Genomic DNA, 16,196 nt, shown 5'->3' with positions numbered 1-16,196 from the left:
GGATTTGAGATAGAATGACGACAGAGAGCGATATTACCCCAAGCGCGGCCGACCGGCATCACCCGATGCTGAAGCTGGCGCTGGAACTTGGCCCGCTGCTGATCTTCTTCTTCGCCAACCTGCGCGGCGCGTGGCTTGTCGAGCGGTTTCCGGCTCTCTCGGAGCTCGGCGGACCGCTGTTCGTGGCAACGGCCCTCTTCATGGGGGCGACGGTGATCTCGCTGATCGTATCGAAGGTCTTGCTCGGGCATCTGCCGATCATGCCGTTCGTGTCGGGCATCGTCGTCGTCATCTTCGGATCGTTGTCGATCTACCTGCAGAACGAGACCTTCATCAAGATGAAGCCGACCATCGTGAACGCGCTCTTCGGCGTTGCGCTGCTTGGCGGCCTGGCTTTCGGCAAGTCGTTGCTCGGCTACGTCTTCAATGCGGCCTTCCAGCTCGATGCCGAGGGATGGCGCAAGCTGACGATCCGCTGGGGCATCTTCTTCCTGTTCCTCGCGGTGCTGAACGAGGTCATTTGGCGCAATTTCTCCGATGATTTCTGGGTTGCCTTCAAGGTCTGGGGTACGATGCCAATCACCATCATCTTCACGATGGCGCAGATGCCGCTCATCATGAAGCACACGGTGACGCCGGCCGGAGAGGCTGAGAAGTGACAGTCGCAGAGGCGCAGACAAGGGTTCGCCATCAGACGTTCTGGTTTGCAGCCTGTCTGCTGGTTCTGCTGACGCAGGTGGTCGTTGAGTATCTGATGGGCCGTACGCCGATCTGCACCTGCGGCTATGTCAAACTGTGGGAAGGCGTCGTCAAATCAAGCGGCAATTCCCAGCACCTGTCGGACTGGTACACGCCGTCGCATATCATCCACGGGTTCATCTTCTACGGCGTTGCCCATCTCGTCCTGCGCGGAAAGCCGTTTGCGGCACGCCTGCTGTTGGCGTTGGTTATTGAGTCGGGCTGGGAGCTGCTGGAGAATTCGCCCATCATCATCGATCGCTACCGCTCGGCGACGATCTCGCTGGACTACTACGGCGACAGCATCATCAATTCGCTGATGGACACGGTGTTCATGATGGTCGGCTTCGTCTTCGCCTCGCGGGCTCCGGTGGCGTTGACGGTGGCGATAGCGATCCTCTTCGAGCTTTTGACCGGCTACCTTATTCGCGATAACCTGACGCTTAACGTGCTGATGCTGATCTGGCCTGTCGAGGCGATCAAGACCTGGCAAAGCGCGATCTGATCAGGAAACAGGCTTGCCCAGCGCCTTTTCCATGGCAGGGAAAAGGCCTTCCTTCAAACTGATATCGTCGAACGGGCCGACTCGCTTGTAGAGGATCGTGCCATCAGGGGCGACGAGATAGCTTTCGGGGATGCCGTAGACACCCCAATCGATGGCGGCCTGCCCCTTGGGATCGACCCCGATGGCCGCAAACGGATTGCCGAGTTCGCCGAGGAAGCGGAGCGCGTTGTCGTTCTTGTCCTTGTAGTTGATTGCAACCACGTTAAGGCGGCTGTCCTTTGCCAGTTCCATCAGGATCGGATGCTCTTCACGACAGGGGATACACCAGGAGGCGAAGACGTTGACGAGCGTCAGCTTGCCCTTGATGGCCCTGTCTGTCAGGGCCGGCCGGTTGGCGCCTTCGAGCGGCGGCAGGTTCAGCGCCGGCGCCTTCGTGCCGATCAGGGCCGAGGGTATTTCCGAGATATCCTTGCCATGGACGCCCTGATCGTAAAGCATCTTTGCCGCTGTGGCGGCGATCCCGGCAAAAACAACCAAGGGGATCAAGGCGACGGCATAGCGTCCAAATCCGCGCTTGGCGGGGCTCGTTTCAGGCGCGGGGCTCATTCGCCATCCTTTGCTCGTGCCGAACGGCGGCGGATCCCGGAAGCCTCAAGGGCTGCAAGTTCCTTGCGGCGAGCGCGGCCGTCGGCCCAGGTCCAAAGGATCACCGCTGTTGTAACAAGCGCAGCAAAACCGTAGGAGCCGTAGACATAGAAAGCGTGTGCCATGGCTATCCCTCGCGGCTCGCCAGGCGGGCAGCCATGCGGCGTTGCGCCGCAACGCGGCGACGCCAGATTTCGTTGCGCATGGCCATGATGTGCAGGGTGAAGAAGAGCGCGGTGAATGCGACGGCCATCACCAGCAGCGGCCGCAGGAATTCCGGATCGATGGCCGGGCCGTCGAGGCGCAGGACGCTTGCGGATTGATGTAGCGTGTTCCACCAGTCAACCGAGAACTTGATGATCGGGATGTTGACGAAGCCAACAAGGATCAGGACGGCGCTGACGCGGGCGGCCTTGGACGGGTCGTCGATGGCGCGATTGAGGGCGATAAGCCCGAGATACATCAGGAACAGGATGAAGACGGATGTGAGTCTGGCATCCCAGACCCACCAGGTGCCCCACATCGGCTTGCCCCAGAGGGAGCCGGTAACGAGGGCAATCAGCGTGAAGGCGGCGCCGAGCGGGGCTGCTGCCTTTGCCGATACATCCGCCAGCGGATGGCGCCAGACGAGTGTGCCGATCGCCGAGAGGCTCATGATCGTATAGCCCATCATGGACAGCCAGGCGGCCGGCACGTGGATATACATGATGCGAACTGTTTCGCCCTGCTGGTAGTCGCCTTCGGTCGTGAAGCTGAGATACAGCCCCACGATAAAACAGAGAGTCGTGAACCCGGCCATCCAGGGCAGGATGCGCGCGGCCAGCGCCAGAAACCGCGTCGGGTTGGCGAGATCGCTGAATTTCGTGATGGCAAGGCTCGTTTCGCTCATGCCGTTTCCTTACCTCGATATGCCTTATGCCGCAATCGAGCGCTCCATCAATCCGACGTGTTGCGGAGCGCCAGTGCCGCCGCCGCCGGGCCGATGACGGCGAAGAACAGCGTGAGCGCGATGAGGATCAGGAAGGGCGGCAGGAAGGGAGAGGGTCCTTCCACCGCCGCATAGGTGGCGCTGACGCCGAAGATCAGCACGGGGATGGTCAGCGGCAGCACTAGGATCGAGACCAGCAGTCCGCCGCGCGGCAGGGCGACGGCAACGGCTGCGCCGACAGCGCCAATGAAGGTAATCGCAGGCGAACCGACGAGCAGTGTCAGCATCGTCGCGCCGATCGCCGTCTCGCTCATGTTCATGAAGAGGCCAAGCAGCGGTGAGGCGATGACCAGCGGCAGGCTGGTGGCGACCCAGTGTGCCAGGCACTTGACCAGCACCGTCAGGACCAGTGGGGTTTCGTGCATCAGCATGAGGTCGAGCGAGCCATCGTCACGTTCGGCCTGAAACAGGCGGTCAAGGCCGAGGAGCGCTGCAAGCAGTGCGCCGATCCAAACGATGGCCGGGCCGATGCGGGACAGCAGTGCGAGATCGGGCCCAACGCCGAAGGGGATGACCGCGACGACGGTCAGGAAGAAGAGGACGCCGATCAGCGCGCCGCCGCCGGCGCGGATGGAGAGTCTGAGGTCGCGCAGCAGAAGTGCGGTCATGCCCATACTCCCCGTCCGGAATGGGCAAATCCCGCCATCCGCAATTCCTGCGCGCCTTCCAGGCCGAGTGGCTGGTGGGTTGCCGCAAGCACGATCCCGCCCTTGTGGCGATGGGTCTCGATCAGTTCGGCAAAGAGGCGGTCGCCGCTTGTGTCCAGCGCTGCGGTCGGTTCGTCAAGAATCCATACCGGCCGGTAGGCGATAAGCAGCTTGGCAAAGGCGAAGCGGCGTTGCTGCCCAGCGGAGAGGTAGCCGAACGGAAGGTGCGTGATCCCCTCAAGCCCTACCGCCTCGGCAGCCTCATCGATGGAAACGGTCGAAGCGTCGTGCGCTTCTCCAAGAAAACGGCGCCAGAAGTCAAGGTTTTCGGCGACTGTCAGCTCGCTTTTCATTGCATTGCGGTGGCCGAGGTAGTGGCTGATTTCGCCGACGCGTCCGTGAGTGTTGCCATGCGAATCGGTGAAGCTCACCGAGCCTCTTTCCTGACGCAGCAGACCGGCGACGACACGGAGCAAAGTTGACTTTCCGGATCCATTTTTGCCTGTCAAAACCAGCGCTTCGCCCGATTCCAGACGAAAGGACACGCCTTCGAAAATCAGGTCTTCCCCCCGGCGCGCGGCCAGATTGGCGATCTCGAGATGCATGACTTTTCCGTGGTTTAATTTTTCAGTCATCGCAATGCAAAAAAATCCGAAATGGGTCACGCACTCTCTGGCACCTTTCTTAGAAATTATCTATAAGACCCGCAACCACGCCAGCGGTCGGCGTGAATTTCATCCTTGCGCCGAACATGGGGCTTCGCTCCACGTGCGGACAGCGGAAATGGCCGTACCCGCATCCTGATGTGCATAAAGTGCATAGGCGTCCGCACGATTGTGTTCGCTATCAGAAACGGGGTCTCTCGTGTCTAAATCTCTTGACAGCTTCAATTGTCGTTCCACGCTCACCGTGAACGGTAAGGACTACGTCTATTACAGCCTTCCCAAGGCTGAGGCGAATGGCCTTCCGGGCGTTTCGAGGCTTCCCTATTCGATGAAGGTTCTGCTCGAGAACCTGCTGCGCTTCGAAGACGGCCAGTCGGTGACCAAGGAGCACATTCTGGCCGTTGCTGAATGGCTCAACAACAAGGGTGCTGTCGAAAACGAAATCGCTTACCGCCCGGCGCGCGTCCTGATGCAGGACTTCACCGGCGTTCCCGCCGTCGTCGACCTCGCCGCGATGCGCGATGCGATGGTTTCGCTCGGTGGCGACCCCGAGAAGATCAACCCGCTGGTTCCCGTCGATCTCGTCATCGACCACTCTGTTATCGTCGATGAATTCGGCACGCCGCAGGCCTTCGCCAAGAACGTTGAGTTGGAATATCAGCGCAACGGCGAGCGCTACCGCTTCCTGAAGTGGGGCCAGCAGGCATTCAAGAACTTCCGCGTCGTTCCTCCGGGCACCGGCATCTGTCACCAGGTCAACCTCGAATATCTCGGCCAGACCGTCTGGACGAAGGAAGAGGATGGCGAGACCATCGCTTATCCGGATACATGCGTTGGCACCGATTCGCACACCACGATGATCAACGGTCTCGGCGTTCTCGGCTGGGGTGTCGGCGGTATCGAAGCCGAAGCGGCCATGCTTGGTCAGCCGGTCTCGATGCTCCTGCCTGAAGTCATCGGCTTCAAGCTCACCGGCAAGCTCAAGGAAGGCGTCACGGCGACCGACCTCGTGCTGATGGTCGTGCAGATGTTGCGCAAGAAGGGCGTTGTTTCCAAGTTCGTCGAATTCTTCGGCCCCGGTCTGGACAACATGCCGCTCGCAGACCGTGCGACGATCGGCAACATGGGTCCGGAATATGGCGCGACCTGCGGCTTCTTCCCGGTTGACGGCGAAACCATCAACTACCTCAACATGTCGGGCCGCACCAAGGACCGCATTGCGCTAGTTGAAGCCTACTCCAAGGCGCAGGGCATGTGGCGCGAAGGCGACGGCTCCGATCTGGTCTTCACCGACACGCTGGAACTTGACCTCGGCGACGTCGTGCCCGCCATGGCCGGTCCGAAGCGTCCCGAAGGCCGCATCCCGCTGGAAAACATCGCCTCCGGTTTCGCCGGCTCGATGGATACCGACTACAGGAAGCCCGGCCAGCTCGCCAACCGTTACGAGGTCGAAGGCACCGACTTCGACCTCGGTCACGGCGACGTGGCGATTGCCGCGATCACGTCCTGCACCAACACCTCCAATCCGTCGGTGCTGATCGCCGCCGGCCTTCTCGCTCGCAACGCCGTCGCCAAGGGCCTGAAGTCCAAGCCGTGGGTCAAGACCTCGCTGGCGCCCGGATCGCAGGTCGTCGGCGAATACCTCACAAAGTCCGGCCTCCAGGCGGACCTCGACAAGCTCGGCTTCAACCTCGTCGGCTTCGGCTGCACCACCTGCATCGGCAACTCCGGCCCGCTGCCGGCGCCGATCTCGAAGACGATCAACGACAAGGGTCTCATCGTTTCAGGCGTTCTGTCCGGTAACCGTAACTTCGAAGGCCGCATCTCGCCTGATGTCCAGGCGAACTACCTGGCATCCCCGCCGCTCGTCGTCGCTTACGCGCTCGCAGGCTCTGTCCAGAAGGATCTGACCAAGGAACCGATCGGCGAAGACCAGAACGGCAACCCGGTCTACCTTAAGGACATCTGGCCGACCTCGCATGAGGTTCAGGACTTCATCCAGAAGTATGTCACTCGCGAGCTCTATGAGACCAAGTATGCCGACGTCTTCAAGGGCGACGAAAACTGGCAGGCCGTCAACGTGCCGGCCGGGCAGACCTACGCCTGGGACGACAAGTCGACCTACGTGCAGAACCCACCCTATTTCGTGGGCATGGGCAAGAAGGGCACGGGCATTTCCGACATCAAGGGCGCGCGCGTTCTCGGCCTCTTCGGCGACAAGATCACTACCGACCACATTTCCCCGGCCGGTTCGATCAAGGCTGCGTCTCCGGCCGGTTCTTACCTGCTCGAGAACAATGTCGGCGTCGCTGACTTCAACCAGTACGGCACGCGTCGCGGCAACCATGAAGTGATGATGCGCGGCACCTTTGCCAACATCCGCATCCGCAATCACATGCTCGGCCCGAACGGCAAGGAAGGTGGCTACACCATCCACTATCCGTCGAAGGAAGAGGAATCGATCTACGACGCGGCCATGCAGTACAAGGCCGAGGGCGTCCCGCTCGTCATCTTCGCTGGTGTCGAATACGGCAACGGTTCGTCCCGCGACTGGGCTGCGAAGGGCACCAATCTGCTCGGCGTGAAGGCGGTCATCGCACAGTCCTTCGAGCGTATTCACCGCTCGAACTTGGTCGGCATGGGCGTCATCCCCTTCGTCTTCGAAGAGGGCACAACCTGGGCAAGCCTCGGCCTGAAGGGCGACGAACTTGTCACCATTGAAGGTCTCGAAAACATCAAGCCGCGTGAAAAGAAGATCGCCAAGATCACCTACGGTGACGGCACGGTGAAGGAAGTTCCGCTGCTGTCGCGGGTCGATACGCTCGACGAAGTGATCTACCTCAACAACGGCGGCATCCTGCAGACGGTTCTGCGCGATCTCGCTGCCTGATTGTTAACAGACTTCCATGACAATGGCCGCCGGAAAGAGATTTCCGGCGGTTTTTGTTTGAACGCGAGGTATCGAATGCCTGCTCACGACGATGTGTTTCGGCTTGGCTTCCACGAAGCTTGGTCTCACCCCTTCGTGACTTTCCGTTTCGATTTAGAACCATTATCTCTACGTTCAGACATCGGAACCTGCGGCGAAGCGAGGCAGTAGGTGCTGAAGAAAAGGTGCATGAATGTCTCCGCGGTTTCTGATTTCTCTGGTTGCAAGTGTGGCGCTTGCCAGCCCACTTTTTGCCCAGGACGCGCCGAAAGGTGTGGTTGAACTCTTCACCTCACAGGGATGTTCTTCTTGTCCTCCAGCCGATGCAGCTTTCCGTAAGCTCGTCGAGGCGGGGGGCGTTATCGCTCTCGCCTATCACGTTGATTACTGGAACTACATGGGATGGGCCGACACGCTGAGTTCCAAGGAAAATACCGAGCGGCAGTATGGTTATGCGCAGTCGATGGGCCGTGCCAACGTCTATACGCCTCAGGTCATCATCAATGGCCGCGACCACGTTGCAGGCGCCGATCTCGGTGCGATCAATAAGAAGATCGATGGCTATGCAGCCGAAGGCATGGGCCTGACAGTGCCGGTGAAGGCTGAGGTGCGCGGCGACCAGCTCGAGATAAAGATCGGGGCAGGACAAGGCAAAGCCAATGTCGTCATGGTCTATTTCAACCGCGAGAAAACCATCGACGTGGAGAAGGGCGAAAACAGCGGCCAGAAGATTGCCTATCTCAACAGCGTTGCCGATGTGGAGACCGTCGGCATGTGGGAGGGCAAGGAAACGAGCTTGACGCTGCCGGCAAGCGTAATGCAGAAGCCGGATCTCGAGGGCTGTGCGATTCTACTTCAATCCTCCACCGCTGATGGTAATCCGTCAGCGATTCTCGGAGCGACGGTTGTCATGGCCGGGAAGAACATCTGACGTTTCATCCGCGTTAGCGGATGGAAAACGGGGCGGCCCGGCTGATCGTATTCGGGGCTGGGGTTAAGGTCGATACGGTCAGCCGGGCCCTTTGGCGCGCTGGCGCCAAACTCGCACACGACCCCTTTGGCAGACCGAATCTGGCAAAAAGATCATGCGTAATTCGTGTGCAACGCGGATCCGAACGGCCCCGCGGCGCAGTCGTGAGGGAATTTCCCTTGCAAATGAGGCGCTGTTTTGACTGAATTGAGGCACGCGGGAGATTGCACAGACTATGATTAATGTGACTGATCGCCTGCTTGCAATTTATATACGCTAAGGCAAACTGTCATTCACCTGTCACAAGCGGAGGCACAGGGAGACTGATGACAGATCAGCAGGATTTGCGGCACGGCGAGAGCCGGTTAGCCGACAGCAGTTCCTCAGTCGTCGTAGATCTCAAGGAATATAAGCAGAGTAGGGACCCAGCGCCGGTCACGTTCCACCGACGCGAGCTCGACGCGATTTTGTGGATTTATGGCCGGATGGTCGGCGAGGGTGACTGGCGTGACTATGCGATCGATCACCTGAAAGACCGTGCCGTCTTCTCGATTTTCAAACGATCGGGCGAACTGCCGCTCTTTCGTATCGAGAAGAATCCGAAGCTCGCCGCCAAGCAGGGTGCCTACTCCGTTATCAATACGCACGGCGTCATCCTGAAGCGCGGGCACGAGTTGCAGCAGGTCTTGAAGGTCTTCAACAAGGTTTTGAAGCTGGTCGAGAAGTAGCTCGGCTCAGGCCTTGAACAGGGTGCCTGGATAGGTCGAGGTGTCGGGGTCCGTCGCAGACCCATCACCCAAGGCGCGCTGCATGATCATCGTATCGAGCCAGCGGCCGTGCTTGTAGCCCGTTCCTTTCAGGCGGCCGGTTTCCTCGAAGCCGAGTGCCTGATGCAAGGCGATCGACGCCGGATGTGCGCCACCGATCACGGCCACCATCTGGCGAAAGCCAAGATCCGTGCAACGTCGGATCAGTTCGGCGAGCAGCAGCCTTCCAATTCCCCTGCCACGTGCTTCTGGCCCCAGGTAGATCGAATCCTCGACCATCCAACGATAGGCCGGCCTCGTGCGGAAGGCCGAGGCATAGGCGTAGCCAAGCAGGCTACCATCCTCATCGATCGCGGCGATATACGGATAGCCCTGGCCGGTGATTGCGGAAAATCGTGCCGCCATCTCGCCCTGTTCAGGCGGGACGATCTCATAGCTTGCGACACCATTCTGAACGGATTCTCGATAGATTGCGGTGATGGTGGGGAGGTCGAATGAAGAAGCGTCGCGGAGGGAGATGGGCATTCAGGCAGCCGGTCGGAAATGACAATGGACTCCTCCAGAAATCACTCTCCGCGTAACCAGGCAACAAAAAAGGCGGCCGAAGCCGCCTTTTTCGATGGCGTTCCTGTTCCTTACTTGCGGTCGCCCATGAACTGCAGGAGGAACATGAAGAGGTTGATGAAGTCGAGATACAGTGTCAGTGCACCCATGATAGCCTTGCGGCCGGCAACATCCGCACCATCGGCTTCGTAGTACAGTTCCTTGATGCGCTGCGTATCGTAGGCGGTAAGGCCCGCGAAGATCAGAACGCCGATCACCGAAACCGCGAACTGAAGCGCGGACGATGCCAGGAAGATGTTCACGATCGACGCGATGATCAGGCCGAAAAGACCCATGATCAGGAACGAGCCCATCGCAGAGAGATCGCGCTTGGTCGTGTAGCCGTACAGCGAGAGCGCGCCAAAGGAGGCCGCGGTCACGAAGAACGTCTGCGTGATGCTCGACTGCGTGTAGACCAGGAAGATGGACGCGAGCGATAGTCCCACCAGCGCGGCGTAGACCCAGAAGGTCGTTTGCGCGGCGGCAACGCTCATCCGGTTAATCCTGAAGCTCAGGAAGAACACGGCGGCCAGCGGTGCAAGAATCACCACCCAACGGAGCGGCGACTGGAAAAGCAATACGCCAAACTGCGTCAGTTGGCCGTCCTGAACGGCGAAATTGAAGCCCAGATAGGCGGCTACACCCGTGATCGCCAGACCCAGCGCCATCAGGTTGTAGACCTTGAGCATATAGCTGCGTAGGCCCTGGTCGATCATCTCGCCAGTCTGTACGCGGCCTTGGTAATTACGAAGGTCAGCCATAGTTTCCTCTTACAAGCTCCGGTGTGGACACGGTGTCGGGCGCAAAAACCCGGGCGCCGCTGCGGAGCCCAGCATGCCTGCAGACAATATGAGCCTTTCGGCTTTCGCAAACAAGGCCCTTGCAACCCGAGATCGGGTTAAATCGCCGTAAGGTGAAGGGAATTTCTCCGTTCGGTCCATCAGAGTTCGCGCAAAACGGGTGCCGCCTTCTGCCCCAGGATGCGCCAAGTGCCGATGAGTCCAATACCGACGGTCAGCACCAGGGCCGTCACGAGCGTCAGGCCGGCGACATCGGGCAGGAAGTGCGAGGAGATGCGCATGATCCGGGTGGTGATGAACCAGGCCGCGACGCCACCGGCAAAGAGCGCAAAGACCGCGGTCGCAGCGCCGAGGATGAGGTACTCGTAGCAGAAGGCACGGATCAGCATTCGCCGCGTCGCGCCCAGTGTCTTGAGGACGACCGCATCGTGGGTACGAGCGCGGTTGCCGGCCGCCAGAGCGCCAGCAAGGACGAGGACCGATGCGATGAGTGCGACCGAGGCGGCGGCGCGGATCGCCGTTGCCAACTGCGCCACCAGGGTATTGACGATGTCGATCGCATCCTTGACCCGCACGCTGGTGATCGTCGGATAGGTGTTTGTCACGGACTTGAGGATCGCGGCCTCCTGGCTGGAGGTCGCCGTCGGGTCGGTGAGCGTCGCCAACCAGGCATGGGGGGCGCCGCGGAACGTATTCGGCGAGAACACCATCACGAAGTTGATGGAAAGCGATTCCCACTCGACCTTGCGCAGGTTTGCGATCCTGGCGGTGATGTTCCGCCCTAGCACGTTGACGGTGACGGTATCGCCGATCTTCAGGCCGAGTTCCTTTGCCTCCTCGGCAGAGAAGGAGACGAGTGGTTCACCGCTGTAATCCTTCGGCCACCACGAACCATCGGTCAAAGATGCATTTTCTGGGATTGCTTCCGAATAGGTGATGCCTCGGTCGCCTCGCAGCACCCATTGGCCGGCCGGCGGCACCTTCCGCTTCGCTACATCCTCGCCGTTAAGCGCGAGGATTCGGCCGCGCAGCATCGGCACCTCGACCAGCTTGCCATCCGGCGAACTGGCTTTGACGACGCTGCGGAATTTCTCGAGTTCCGATCCCTGAATGTCGACGAAGAAGAAGTTCGGCGCCCCAGCAGACATGCGTCCAGTCAATTGTTGCCGCATATTGCCGTCGATCAAGGTAAGGGTCACGAGAAGGGCCAGGCCAAGGCCGAGAGACAGGACGACGGAGGGCGTCAGAGCGCCCGGCCTGTGGATGTTGCCGATTGCGAGCCGCAGGGCTGGCGAATTCACCCGTGGGCTGCGGCGCGCGAGCCAAGCAATGCCGGCTGCGACGAGCCGCAGGATCACGAAGGCAAAGACGATTGCCCCGACAAAGACGATTGCAATGAAGCGATCATAGGCAGTTGCGATCGCGAGCCCGGCGAGGGCAAGCAGAAAGACTGCGGCAAGAAGGATATACGGCCAGGAGGGTAGCCCCCGCGCTTCGAAACCCTGCTCGCGGAAGAGCGCTGTCGCCGGAACCTCGCGGGAGTGTCCGAGCGGCATGATGGCAAAGGCCAGCGTTGTCAAAATGCCAAACAGGACTGCGAGGGCCAAGGCCCCGGGGTAGAATGTCAGGGCGGTGGAAACAGGCAGAAATTGCGCCAGGAATTGTGATGCCACGATTGGTGCCAGCGCGCCGATGACCAAGCCTGCGACCATGCCGCCGAGAGCAATGATTGCGATCTGAAAGAGATAGATCAGCACGACGGTTGCTGCCGGTGCGCCGAGACATTTGAACGTCGCTATCGTTGTGCGCTTGGAATCGAGGAAGGCTCGCACGGCATTGGCGACGCCGACTCCACCGACGATCAGCGCTGTCAGTCCGACCAGAGTCAGGAACTGCGAAAACCGCTCAATGTTCTCGGTTAGCGACGGGGCTGCCCGGTCGCTGGTGCGGATTGACCAGCCGGCCGACGGAAATTCCTTCGCGGCCCGATCGCCGATCATAGATCTCTCGGCGGGGTCGTCCATGCGGATCTTGTAGGCGTGTTCGACCAGACTGCCGGTCTGGATGAGGCCGGACGCCTTCAGCGCCTCCCTGCTCACAAGAAGGCGCGGCGCGAAACCGAAGCCTTCCGAAACCGCGTCCGGTTCGGTCTTGATCGTTCCGGTGACGTTCAGAATGACGTTGCCGAGGAGGATTTCGTCACCAATGGAGAGGCCGAGCCGCTCCAAAAGAAGCGGCGCTGCAACTGCACCGTAGGTGCCGCTCTGCCCGGAAAGGAGCGTGTGCAAAGGATAGTTCGGTTGGGCTTGGAAGGTGCCGTATAGCGGATAGGCGCCATCGACCGCCTTGACTTCGACGAGAGCCTGGTCCGAGCCGTCCGGTTTGCGCGCCATCGAGCGCAGGCCTGTTGATACGGACACCTTTCCTAAGCCACGCAGGAAGTCCATCTCCGCTTCGGTGGCCTCGCGGTTGTTGAGCTCGAAGCGTGCATCGCCGGCCAGAATCTCCTGACCTTGCGTCGCGATCGTGTCGGTGATGGACTGCGAAACCGAATTGACTGCCGCAATGGCACCGGTCCCGAGAGCGATGCAGGCCAGAAAAATGTAGAAGCCGCCTAGCCCGCCGCGCAACTCGCGAAGCGCGAGACGGAAGGCGAGGGAGACGCGCGGGCTCAGCAATGTCATGCAATCGCCGCCTCAGGCTGCACTGGCGCGCTATCGCCCTCGATCTGGCCGGAACGAACTCTGATCTGCCTGGAGCAACGCTTAGCGAGTGCAGTGTCATGGGTAACGAGCAGCAGCGTCATGTCGCGCTCGGCCTGTTTGGAAAAAAGGAGATCGGCAATCTGACGGCCGGTGTCGGTGTCGAGATTGCCGGTCGGTTCGTCGGCAATCAGCAACGCCGGCGAGGGCGCAAGGGCGCGCGCAATTGCTACACGCTGCTGTTCGCCGCCGGACAACTGGCCGGGATAGTGGTTCAATCGATCGCCAAGGCCGACAGATTTTAGCTCGCGGCGCGCAATCTCAAAGGGATTGGGAAGGTTGGCGAGTTCCAACGGCACAGCGACGTTTTCCAGCGCCGTCATGTTGGCAATCAAGTGGAAGGATTGGAAAACGATGCCGATGTTGCGGCCACGGAAGTCGGCCACCTCGTCTTCGCTCAGGGCATGCAATGGGGTGCCGCTGACGTTGATTTCGCCACTATCGAGTTTTTCCAACCCGGCGAGCACCATAAGCAGGGTGGATTTTCCGGAGCCCGACGGTCCCACGATGCCGACCGACTCCCCGGCGGCAATCGTCAGGTCAATGCCTTTCAGCACATGGACGGACGCAGCGGCGTTGCCAAGCGTCAAATCGGCGCGCTTCAACTCGATGATGGTTTTTGCCAACAGTATTCGCCCTATATAGATGCCGATCGTCCTGCCAATCTAGGGAAAGCGGAATGAGTTTTAAAGTTGCCGGCCTTCACATCGCCGTCATTGTTGCTTCGCTGACCTTTGCGGTCGCGGCCAGTGCAAGGACAATCAGCCTGGTCGGTTTTGGAGACAGCCTGATGGCGGGCTATCAGCTTCCTCCCGGTGACGGCTTTCCGGAAAAACTGCAAGCAGCCCTGAAAGCCAAAGGGGTGGATATATCAATCGCCAATGCTGGCGTGTCGGGCGACACGACGACAGGCGGTCTTGCGCGAATCGACTGGTCGGTTCCAGACGGCACTGACGGCGTAATCCTCGAACTCGGCGCCAATGATGCGCTGCGTGGCATTCCTCCTGAAGAAAGCGAGAAGAATCTCGAGCAGATGATTGCCCGGCTAAAGGAACGCGGGATAGCCGTTCTCCTTGTCGGTATGCTGGCACCGCCCAACATGGGCGATGACTATGCCGCACGCTTCAACTCGATATACCAGAAACTCGCACAAAAACATGGTGTTGCGCTCTATCCATTCTTTCTGGACGGCGTCGCTCTTGAGGCTGGTTTAAAGCTCGAGGACGGGATGCATCCCAACAGCAAGGGTGTCGATGTGATGGTCGAAAAGATGGAGCCGGCTATCACGCAATTCTTGGGAACGATTTCTACTGTGAAGAATTAGGGGCTTGCACAGGTGCCCAATGCGTGATTCCGTGTGAGCACCTGCAAAAGATTCGGGGAGTGCTCGTTATGCCGAGACTGTTTACCGCCCTCGAAATTCCGCGCAATGCCGCGATGAGCCTTTCATTGCTGCGCGGTGGTCTCCCTGGTGCAAGATGGATCGATGTGGAGAATTACCACATCACTTTGCGGTTCATCGGCGATGTCGATGGACGGACGGCAGACGAAATTGTCGATCGGCTAGACCGCATCGACCGCCCGGAATTCCAGATTCGTCTTGATGGTATCGGCGCATTCGGATCCAAGAAGCCGCATTCGGTTTGGGCTGGTGTCTCGCCTTCACCCGAGATGTACGCCCTCCAGGCGGAAATTGAGCGGATCTGCCAGCGTATCGGATTGCCGCCGGATCCCCGCAAGTTCACGCCTCATGTCACGCTGGCGCGGTTGAAATCGTCGCGAGTCGACGATGTCGTGCACTATCTCGCCGGACGTGGAAATTTCCAGACTTCGGCCTTCACGGTTCCGCGCTTCGTTCTGCTGTCGTCGAGGGAATCGGTCGGCGGTGGGCCTTATCTGACGGAAGAGATCTTCCCGCTCCACGAGGCATTGTCGGTGCCCAGCGTCTCGAGCAGCTTCCTGCAGCCAGCAAAGAGCCTGGCGTAGACGAGTTCGAAGCCGTCGCTGCTGCCGAAATAGGGGTCGGGTATATCCTCGCCGCTTGCCAATGCGAAATCGCCGAACAGGCGGATGTTTGCGGCTCCGGGGCTCATCCGATGCAACTCGGCGATATTCGCGCGATCCATCGCGAGTATCAGGTCGAAGTCGCTGAAATCCTTCGTCCTGATCTGGCGGGCGCGTTGCTGAGAAATATCGATCCCGTGGCCTTTGGCTGTTGCGATCGAACGCCGATCCGGATGATCGCCCTCGTGCCAACCGCCCGTGCCGGCCGAGTCGATCTCGAAACGATCGGCAAAGCCGGACTCATCGACGAGATGCGAGAAGATCCCCTCGGCAAGAGGAGAACGGCAGATATTGCCCATGCAAACAAACAGGATGCTAATGCGTTTCATCTGTGGTCCATGACGGAAGAGAAGGGACAATCGCATGAAACGGGAAAAACTGGAACGGCAAGCCATCGCTACCGAACTCGCCAAGCTTGACGGCTGGTCGCTCGACGACACTGGCACGTCGATATCGCGAAGCTTCAAGTTTCGCAATTTCGTCGAGGCTTTCGGCTTCATGACGGAAGCGGCGCTCGCAGCAGAACGGCTCAATCATCATCCGGAATGGTTCAATGTCTATTCGCGCGTCGACGTGAAGCTCAATACCCATGATGCGGGCGGGCTTACCGAGCTTGACTTCAGACTGGCTGCGGCAATGGAGAAGGCGGCAGCGCCCCGGCTTGATTGAATCCGTTGCCACCATCACCATATGTGCGCATGAATGAGAGGACCGATCGGAATGGACGACGTCAAATTCGGTGAGATCCTGCTGCCGGGCGATGATGATACACAGAGCCGGCGCGAAGAGACCGTGCGCAAGAAATTCTGGCCGACCTTCAAGAAGGCGGTCCGCCAGATCCCGTTCTCACGCGACGTCGTCGCCGCTTTCTATTGCGCCATGGATCCGCAGACGCCGACAAGGGTCCGTGGCGTGCTCCTGGCCGCACTTGCCTATTTCGTCATGCCGGTCGACATGATTCCCGATGTTTTTGCCGTGATCGGGTTTTCGGACGACGTGGCAGTCCTTTCCGCCGCTTTTGCCATGGTCAGCCGGCACCTGCAGCCGAAGCACTATGAAGCTGCCGACCGCGCGCTCGCCGACAAGCCTGAAGGCATGAAGACAATCTAGCCC

19 protein-coding genes are annotated in these 16,196 nt (G+C 59.7%); 9 read left to right on the top strand and 10 right to left on the bottom strand.

The features are described 5' to 3' along the window. The first annotated feature begins 14 nt into the window (after window positions 1-14). Both ATY79_RS18200 and ATY79_RS18195 read left to right on the top strand, forming a co-directional pair. Window positions 15-659 (top strand): septation protein A, encoded by a 645-nt coding sequence (locus tag ATY79_RS18200; RefSeq protein WP_088704548.1) that lies wholly within the window; start codon window positions 15-17, stop codon window positions 657-659. Then, window positions 656-1,243: a DUF2585 domain-containing protein gene (locus ATY79_RS18195; protein WP_088692998.1), complete on the top strand. Its 588-nt coding sequence runs from the start codon at window positions 656-658 to the stop codon at window positions 1,241-1,243. Before ATY79_RS18200 ends, ATY79_RS18195 begins: the two co-directional genes overlap by 4 nt. Here ATY79_RS18195 and ATY79_RS18190 read toward each other — a convergent pair whose 3' ends face one another. From ATY79_RS18190 to ccmA, 5 genes are read right to left on the bottom strand one after another with little or no spacing between them, the layout of a single operon-like run. Then, on the bottom strand, window positions 1,244-1,849 hold the full coding sequence (locus tag ATY79_RS18190; RefSeq protein ID WP_088692997.1) for a DsbE family thiol:disulfide interchange protein: 606 nt from the start codon (window positions 1,847-1,849) through the stop codon (window positions 1,244-1,246). Next, complete coding sequence (gene ccmD / locus ATY79_RS18185; RefSeq protein ID WP_088704547.1) at window positions 1,846-2,013, bottom strand: heme exporter protein CcmD; 168 nt, start codon at window positions 2,011-2,013, stop codon at window positions 1,846-1,848. Before ccmD ends, ATY79_RS18190 begins: the two co-directional genes overlap by 4 nt. 2 nt (window positions 2,014-2,015) lie before the next feature. Then, entirely contained in the window at window positions 2,016-2,777 is a 762-nt protein-coding gene (locus tag ATY79_RS18180; RefSeq protein WP_088692995.1) for a heme ABC transporter permease, read from the bottom strand. Window positions 2,778-2,824: 47 nt separating this feature from the next. Continuing rightward, window positions 2,825-3,484: a heme exporter protein CcmB gene (gene ccmB, locus ATY79_RS18175; protein ID WP_088704546.1), complete on the bottom strand. Its 660-nt coding sequence runs from the start codon at window positions 3,482-3,484 to the stop codon at window positions 2,825-2,827. Then, window positions 3,481-4,128, bottom strand: a complete 648-nt coding sequence (gene ccmA, locus ATY79_RS18170) for a heme ABC exporter ATP-binding protein CcmA (protein WP_088704545.1) — start codon at window positions 4,126-4,128, stop codon at window positions 3,481-3,483. Before ccmA ends, ccmB begins: the two co-directional genes overlap by 4 nt. Window positions 4,129-4,387: 259 nt before the next feature. On the opposite strand from ccmA, the gene acnA reads away from it, so the two are divergent. The 3 genes from acnA (at window position 4,388) to ATY79_RS18155 (ending at window position 8,815) form a co-directional block, all read left to right on the top strand. Beyond that, a complete protein-coding gene (gene acnA, locus ATY79_RS18165) occupies window positions 4,388-7,078 on the top strand; it encodes an aconitate hydratase AcnA (protein WP_088704544.1) in 2,691 nt (896 codons plus the stop codon). Between the two features lie 232 nt (window positions 7,079-7,310). Beyond that, window positions 7,311-8,048, top strand: a complete 738-nt coding sequence (locus ATY79_RS18160) for a thioredoxin family protein (protein ID WP_088692991.1) — start codon at window positions 7,311-7,313, stop codon at window positions 8,046-8,048. Window positions 8,049-8,413: 365 nt separating this feature from the next. Beyond that, complete coding sequence (locus ATY79_RS18155) at window positions 8,414-8,815, top strand: DUF2794 domain-containing protein (protein ID WP_088692990.1); 402 nt, start codon at window positions 8,414-8,416, stop codon at window positions 8,813-8,815. 6 nt (window positions 8,816-8,821) lie between these two features. Here ATY79_RS18155 and ATY79_RS18150 read toward each other — a convergent pair whose 3' ends face one another. From ATY79_RS18150 to ATY79_RS18135, 4 genes are all read right to left on the bottom strand, one after another. After that, a complete protein-coding gene (locus ATY79_RS18150; RefSeq protein WP_088692989.1) occupies window positions 8,822-9,379 on the bottom strand; it encodes a GNAT family N-acetyltransferase in 558 nt (185 codons plus the stop codon). A 110-nt stretch (window positions 9,380-9,489) separates the two neighbouring features. After that, window positions 9,490-10,218 carry a Bax inhibitor-1/YccA family protein gene (locus ATY79_RS18145; protein ID WP_088692988.1) on the bottom strand — a complete coding sequence of 243 codons (729 nt, stop codon included), beginning with the start codon at window positions 10,216-10,218 and terminating at the stop codon, window positions 9,490-9,492. Between the two features lie 179 nt (window positions 10,219-10,397). Beyond that, window positions 10,398-12,941, bottom strand: a complete 2,544-nt coding sequence (locus ATY79_RS18140) for an ABC transporter permease (protein ID WP_088692987.1) — start codon at window positions 12,939-12,941, stop codon at window positions 10,398-10,400. Next, complete coding sequence (locus tag ATY79_RS18135) at window positions 12,938-13,645, bottom strand: ABC transporter ATP-binding protein (RefSeq protein ID WP_088692986.1); 708 nt, start codon at window positions 13,643-13,645, stop codon at window positions 12,938-12,940. The genes ATY79_RS18140 and ATY79_RS18135 overlap by 4 nt, the downstream gene beginning before the upstream one ends. A 53-nt stretch (window positions 13,646-13,698) precedes the next feature. Here ATY79_RS18135 and ATY79_RS18130 point away from each other — a divergent pair, with 53 nt between their 5' ends. After that, entirely contained in the window at window positions 13,699-14,343 is a 645-nt protein-coding gene (locus ATY79_RS18130) for an arylesterase (RefSeq protein WP_088692985.1), read from the top strand. A gap of 68 nt (window positions 14,344-14,411) precedes the next feature. Continuing rightward, complete coding sequence (gene thpR, locus ATY79_RS18125; RefSeq protein WP_083929825.1) at window positions 14,412-15,005, top strand: RNA 2',3'-cyclic phosphodiesterase; 594 nt, start codon at window positions 14,412-14,414, stop codon at window positions 15,003-15,005. Here thpR and ATY79_RS18120 read toward each other — a convergent pair. After that, the gene (locus ATY79_RS18120) at window positions 14,912-15,412 is read right to left on the bottom strand and encodes a low molecular weight protein-tyrosine-phosphatase (RefSeq protein ID WP_088704543.1); all 501 of its coding nucleotides are present in this window, start codon (window positions 15,410-15,412) and stop codon (window positions 14,912-14,914) included. The genes thpR and ATY79_RS18120 overlap by 94 nt on opposite strands. 34 nt (window positions 15,413-15,446) lie before the next feature. On the opposite strand from ATY79_RS18120, the gene ATY79_RS18115 reads away from it, so the two are divergent. Then, window positions 15,447-15,752 carry a 4a-hydroxytetrahydrobiopterin dehydratase gene (locus ATY79_RS18115; protein WP_088692983.1) on the top strand — a complete coding sequence of 102 codons (306 nt, stop codon included), beginning with the start codon at window positions 15,447-15,449 and terminating at the stop codon, window positions 15,750-15,752. A 51-nt stretch (window positions 15,753-15,803) separates the two neighbouring features. Further along, on the top strand, window positions 15,804-16,193 hold the full coding sequence (locus ATY79_RS18110) for a YkvA family protein (RefSeq protein WP_088692982.1): 390 nt from the start codon (window positions 15,804-15,806) through the stop codon (window positions 16,191-16,193). Window positions 16,194-16,196 lie beyond the last annotated feature (3 nt).

It is taken from the genome of Rhizobium sp. R693 (assembly GCF_002211315.1).
GTDB lineage: Bacteria > Pseudomonadota > Alphaproteobacteria > Rhizobiales > Rhizobiaceae > Rhizobium.
The sequence above is the reverse complement of the archived record's forward strand: the minus strand, read 5'-3'. Positions and strand labels throughout refer to the sequence as shown.

Bases quoted from the DNA above. Each gene is read 5' to 3' on its own strand.
- thpR (WP_083929825.1), top strand. From the start codon at position 14,412: ATGCCGAGACTGTTTACCGCCCTCGAAATTCCGCGCAATGCCGCGATG.
- ccmA (WP_088704545.1), bottom strand. From the start codon at position 4,128: ATGCATCTCGAGATCGCCAATCTGGCCGCGCGCCGGGGGGAAGACCTG.
- ATY79_RS18160 (WP_088692991.1), top strand. From the start codon at position 7,311: ATGTCTCCGCGGTTTCTGATTTCTCTGGTTGCAAGTGTGGCGCTTGCC.
- ATY79_RS18140 (WP_088692987.1), bottom strand. From the start codon at position 12,941: ATGACATTGCTGAGCCCGCGCGTCTCCCTCGCCTTCCGTCTCGCGCTT.
- ATY79_RS18120 (WP_088704543.1), bottom strand. From the start codon at position 15,412: ATGAAACGCATTAGCATCCTGTTTGTTTGCATGGGCAATATCTGCCGT.
- ccmB (WP_088704546.1), bottom strand. From the start codon at position 3,484: ATGACCGCACTTCTGCTGCGCGACCTCAGACTCTCCATCCGCGCCGGC.
- ATY79_RS18190 (WP_088692997.1), bottom strand. From the start codon at position 1,849: ATGAGCCCCGCGCCTGAAACGAGCCCCGCCAAGCGCGGATTTGGACGC.
- ATY79_RS18115 (WP_088692983.1), top strand. From the start codon at position 15,447: ATGAAACGGGAAAAACTGGAACGGCAAGCCATCGCTACCGAACTCGCC.
- ATY79_RS18200 (WP_088704548.1), top strand. From the start codon at position 15: ATGACGACAGAGAGCGATATTACCCCAAGCGCGGCCGACCGGCATCAC.
- ATY79_RS18130 (WP_088692985.1), top strand. From the start codon at position 13,699: ATGAGTTTTAAAGTTGCCGGCCTTCACATCGCCGTCATTGTTGCTTCG.
- ATY79_RS18180 (WP_088692995.1), bottom strand. From the start codon at position 2,777: ATGAGCGAAACGAGCCTTGCCATCACGAAATTCAGCGATCTCGCCAAC.
- ATY79_RS18110 (WP_088692982.1), top strand. From the start codon at position 15,804: ATGGACGACGTCAAATTCGGTGAGATCCTGCTGCCGGGCGATGATGAT.
- ATY79_RS18150 (WP_088692989.1), bottom strand. From the start codon at position 9,379: ATGCCCATCTCCCTCCGCGACGCTTCTTCATTCGACCTCCCCACCATC.
- ccmD (WP_088704547.1), bottom strand. From the start codon at position 2,013: ATGGCACACGCTTTCTATGTCTACGGCTCCTACGGTTTTGCTGCGCTT.
- ATY79_RS18145 (WP_088692988.1), bottom strand. From the start codon at position 10,218: ATGGCTGACCTTCGTAATTACCAAGGCCGCGTACAGACTGGCGAGATG.
- ATY79_RS18155 (WP_088692990.1), top strand. From the start codon at position 8,414: ATGACAGATCAGCAGGATTTGCGGCACGGCGAGAGCCGGTTAGCCGAC.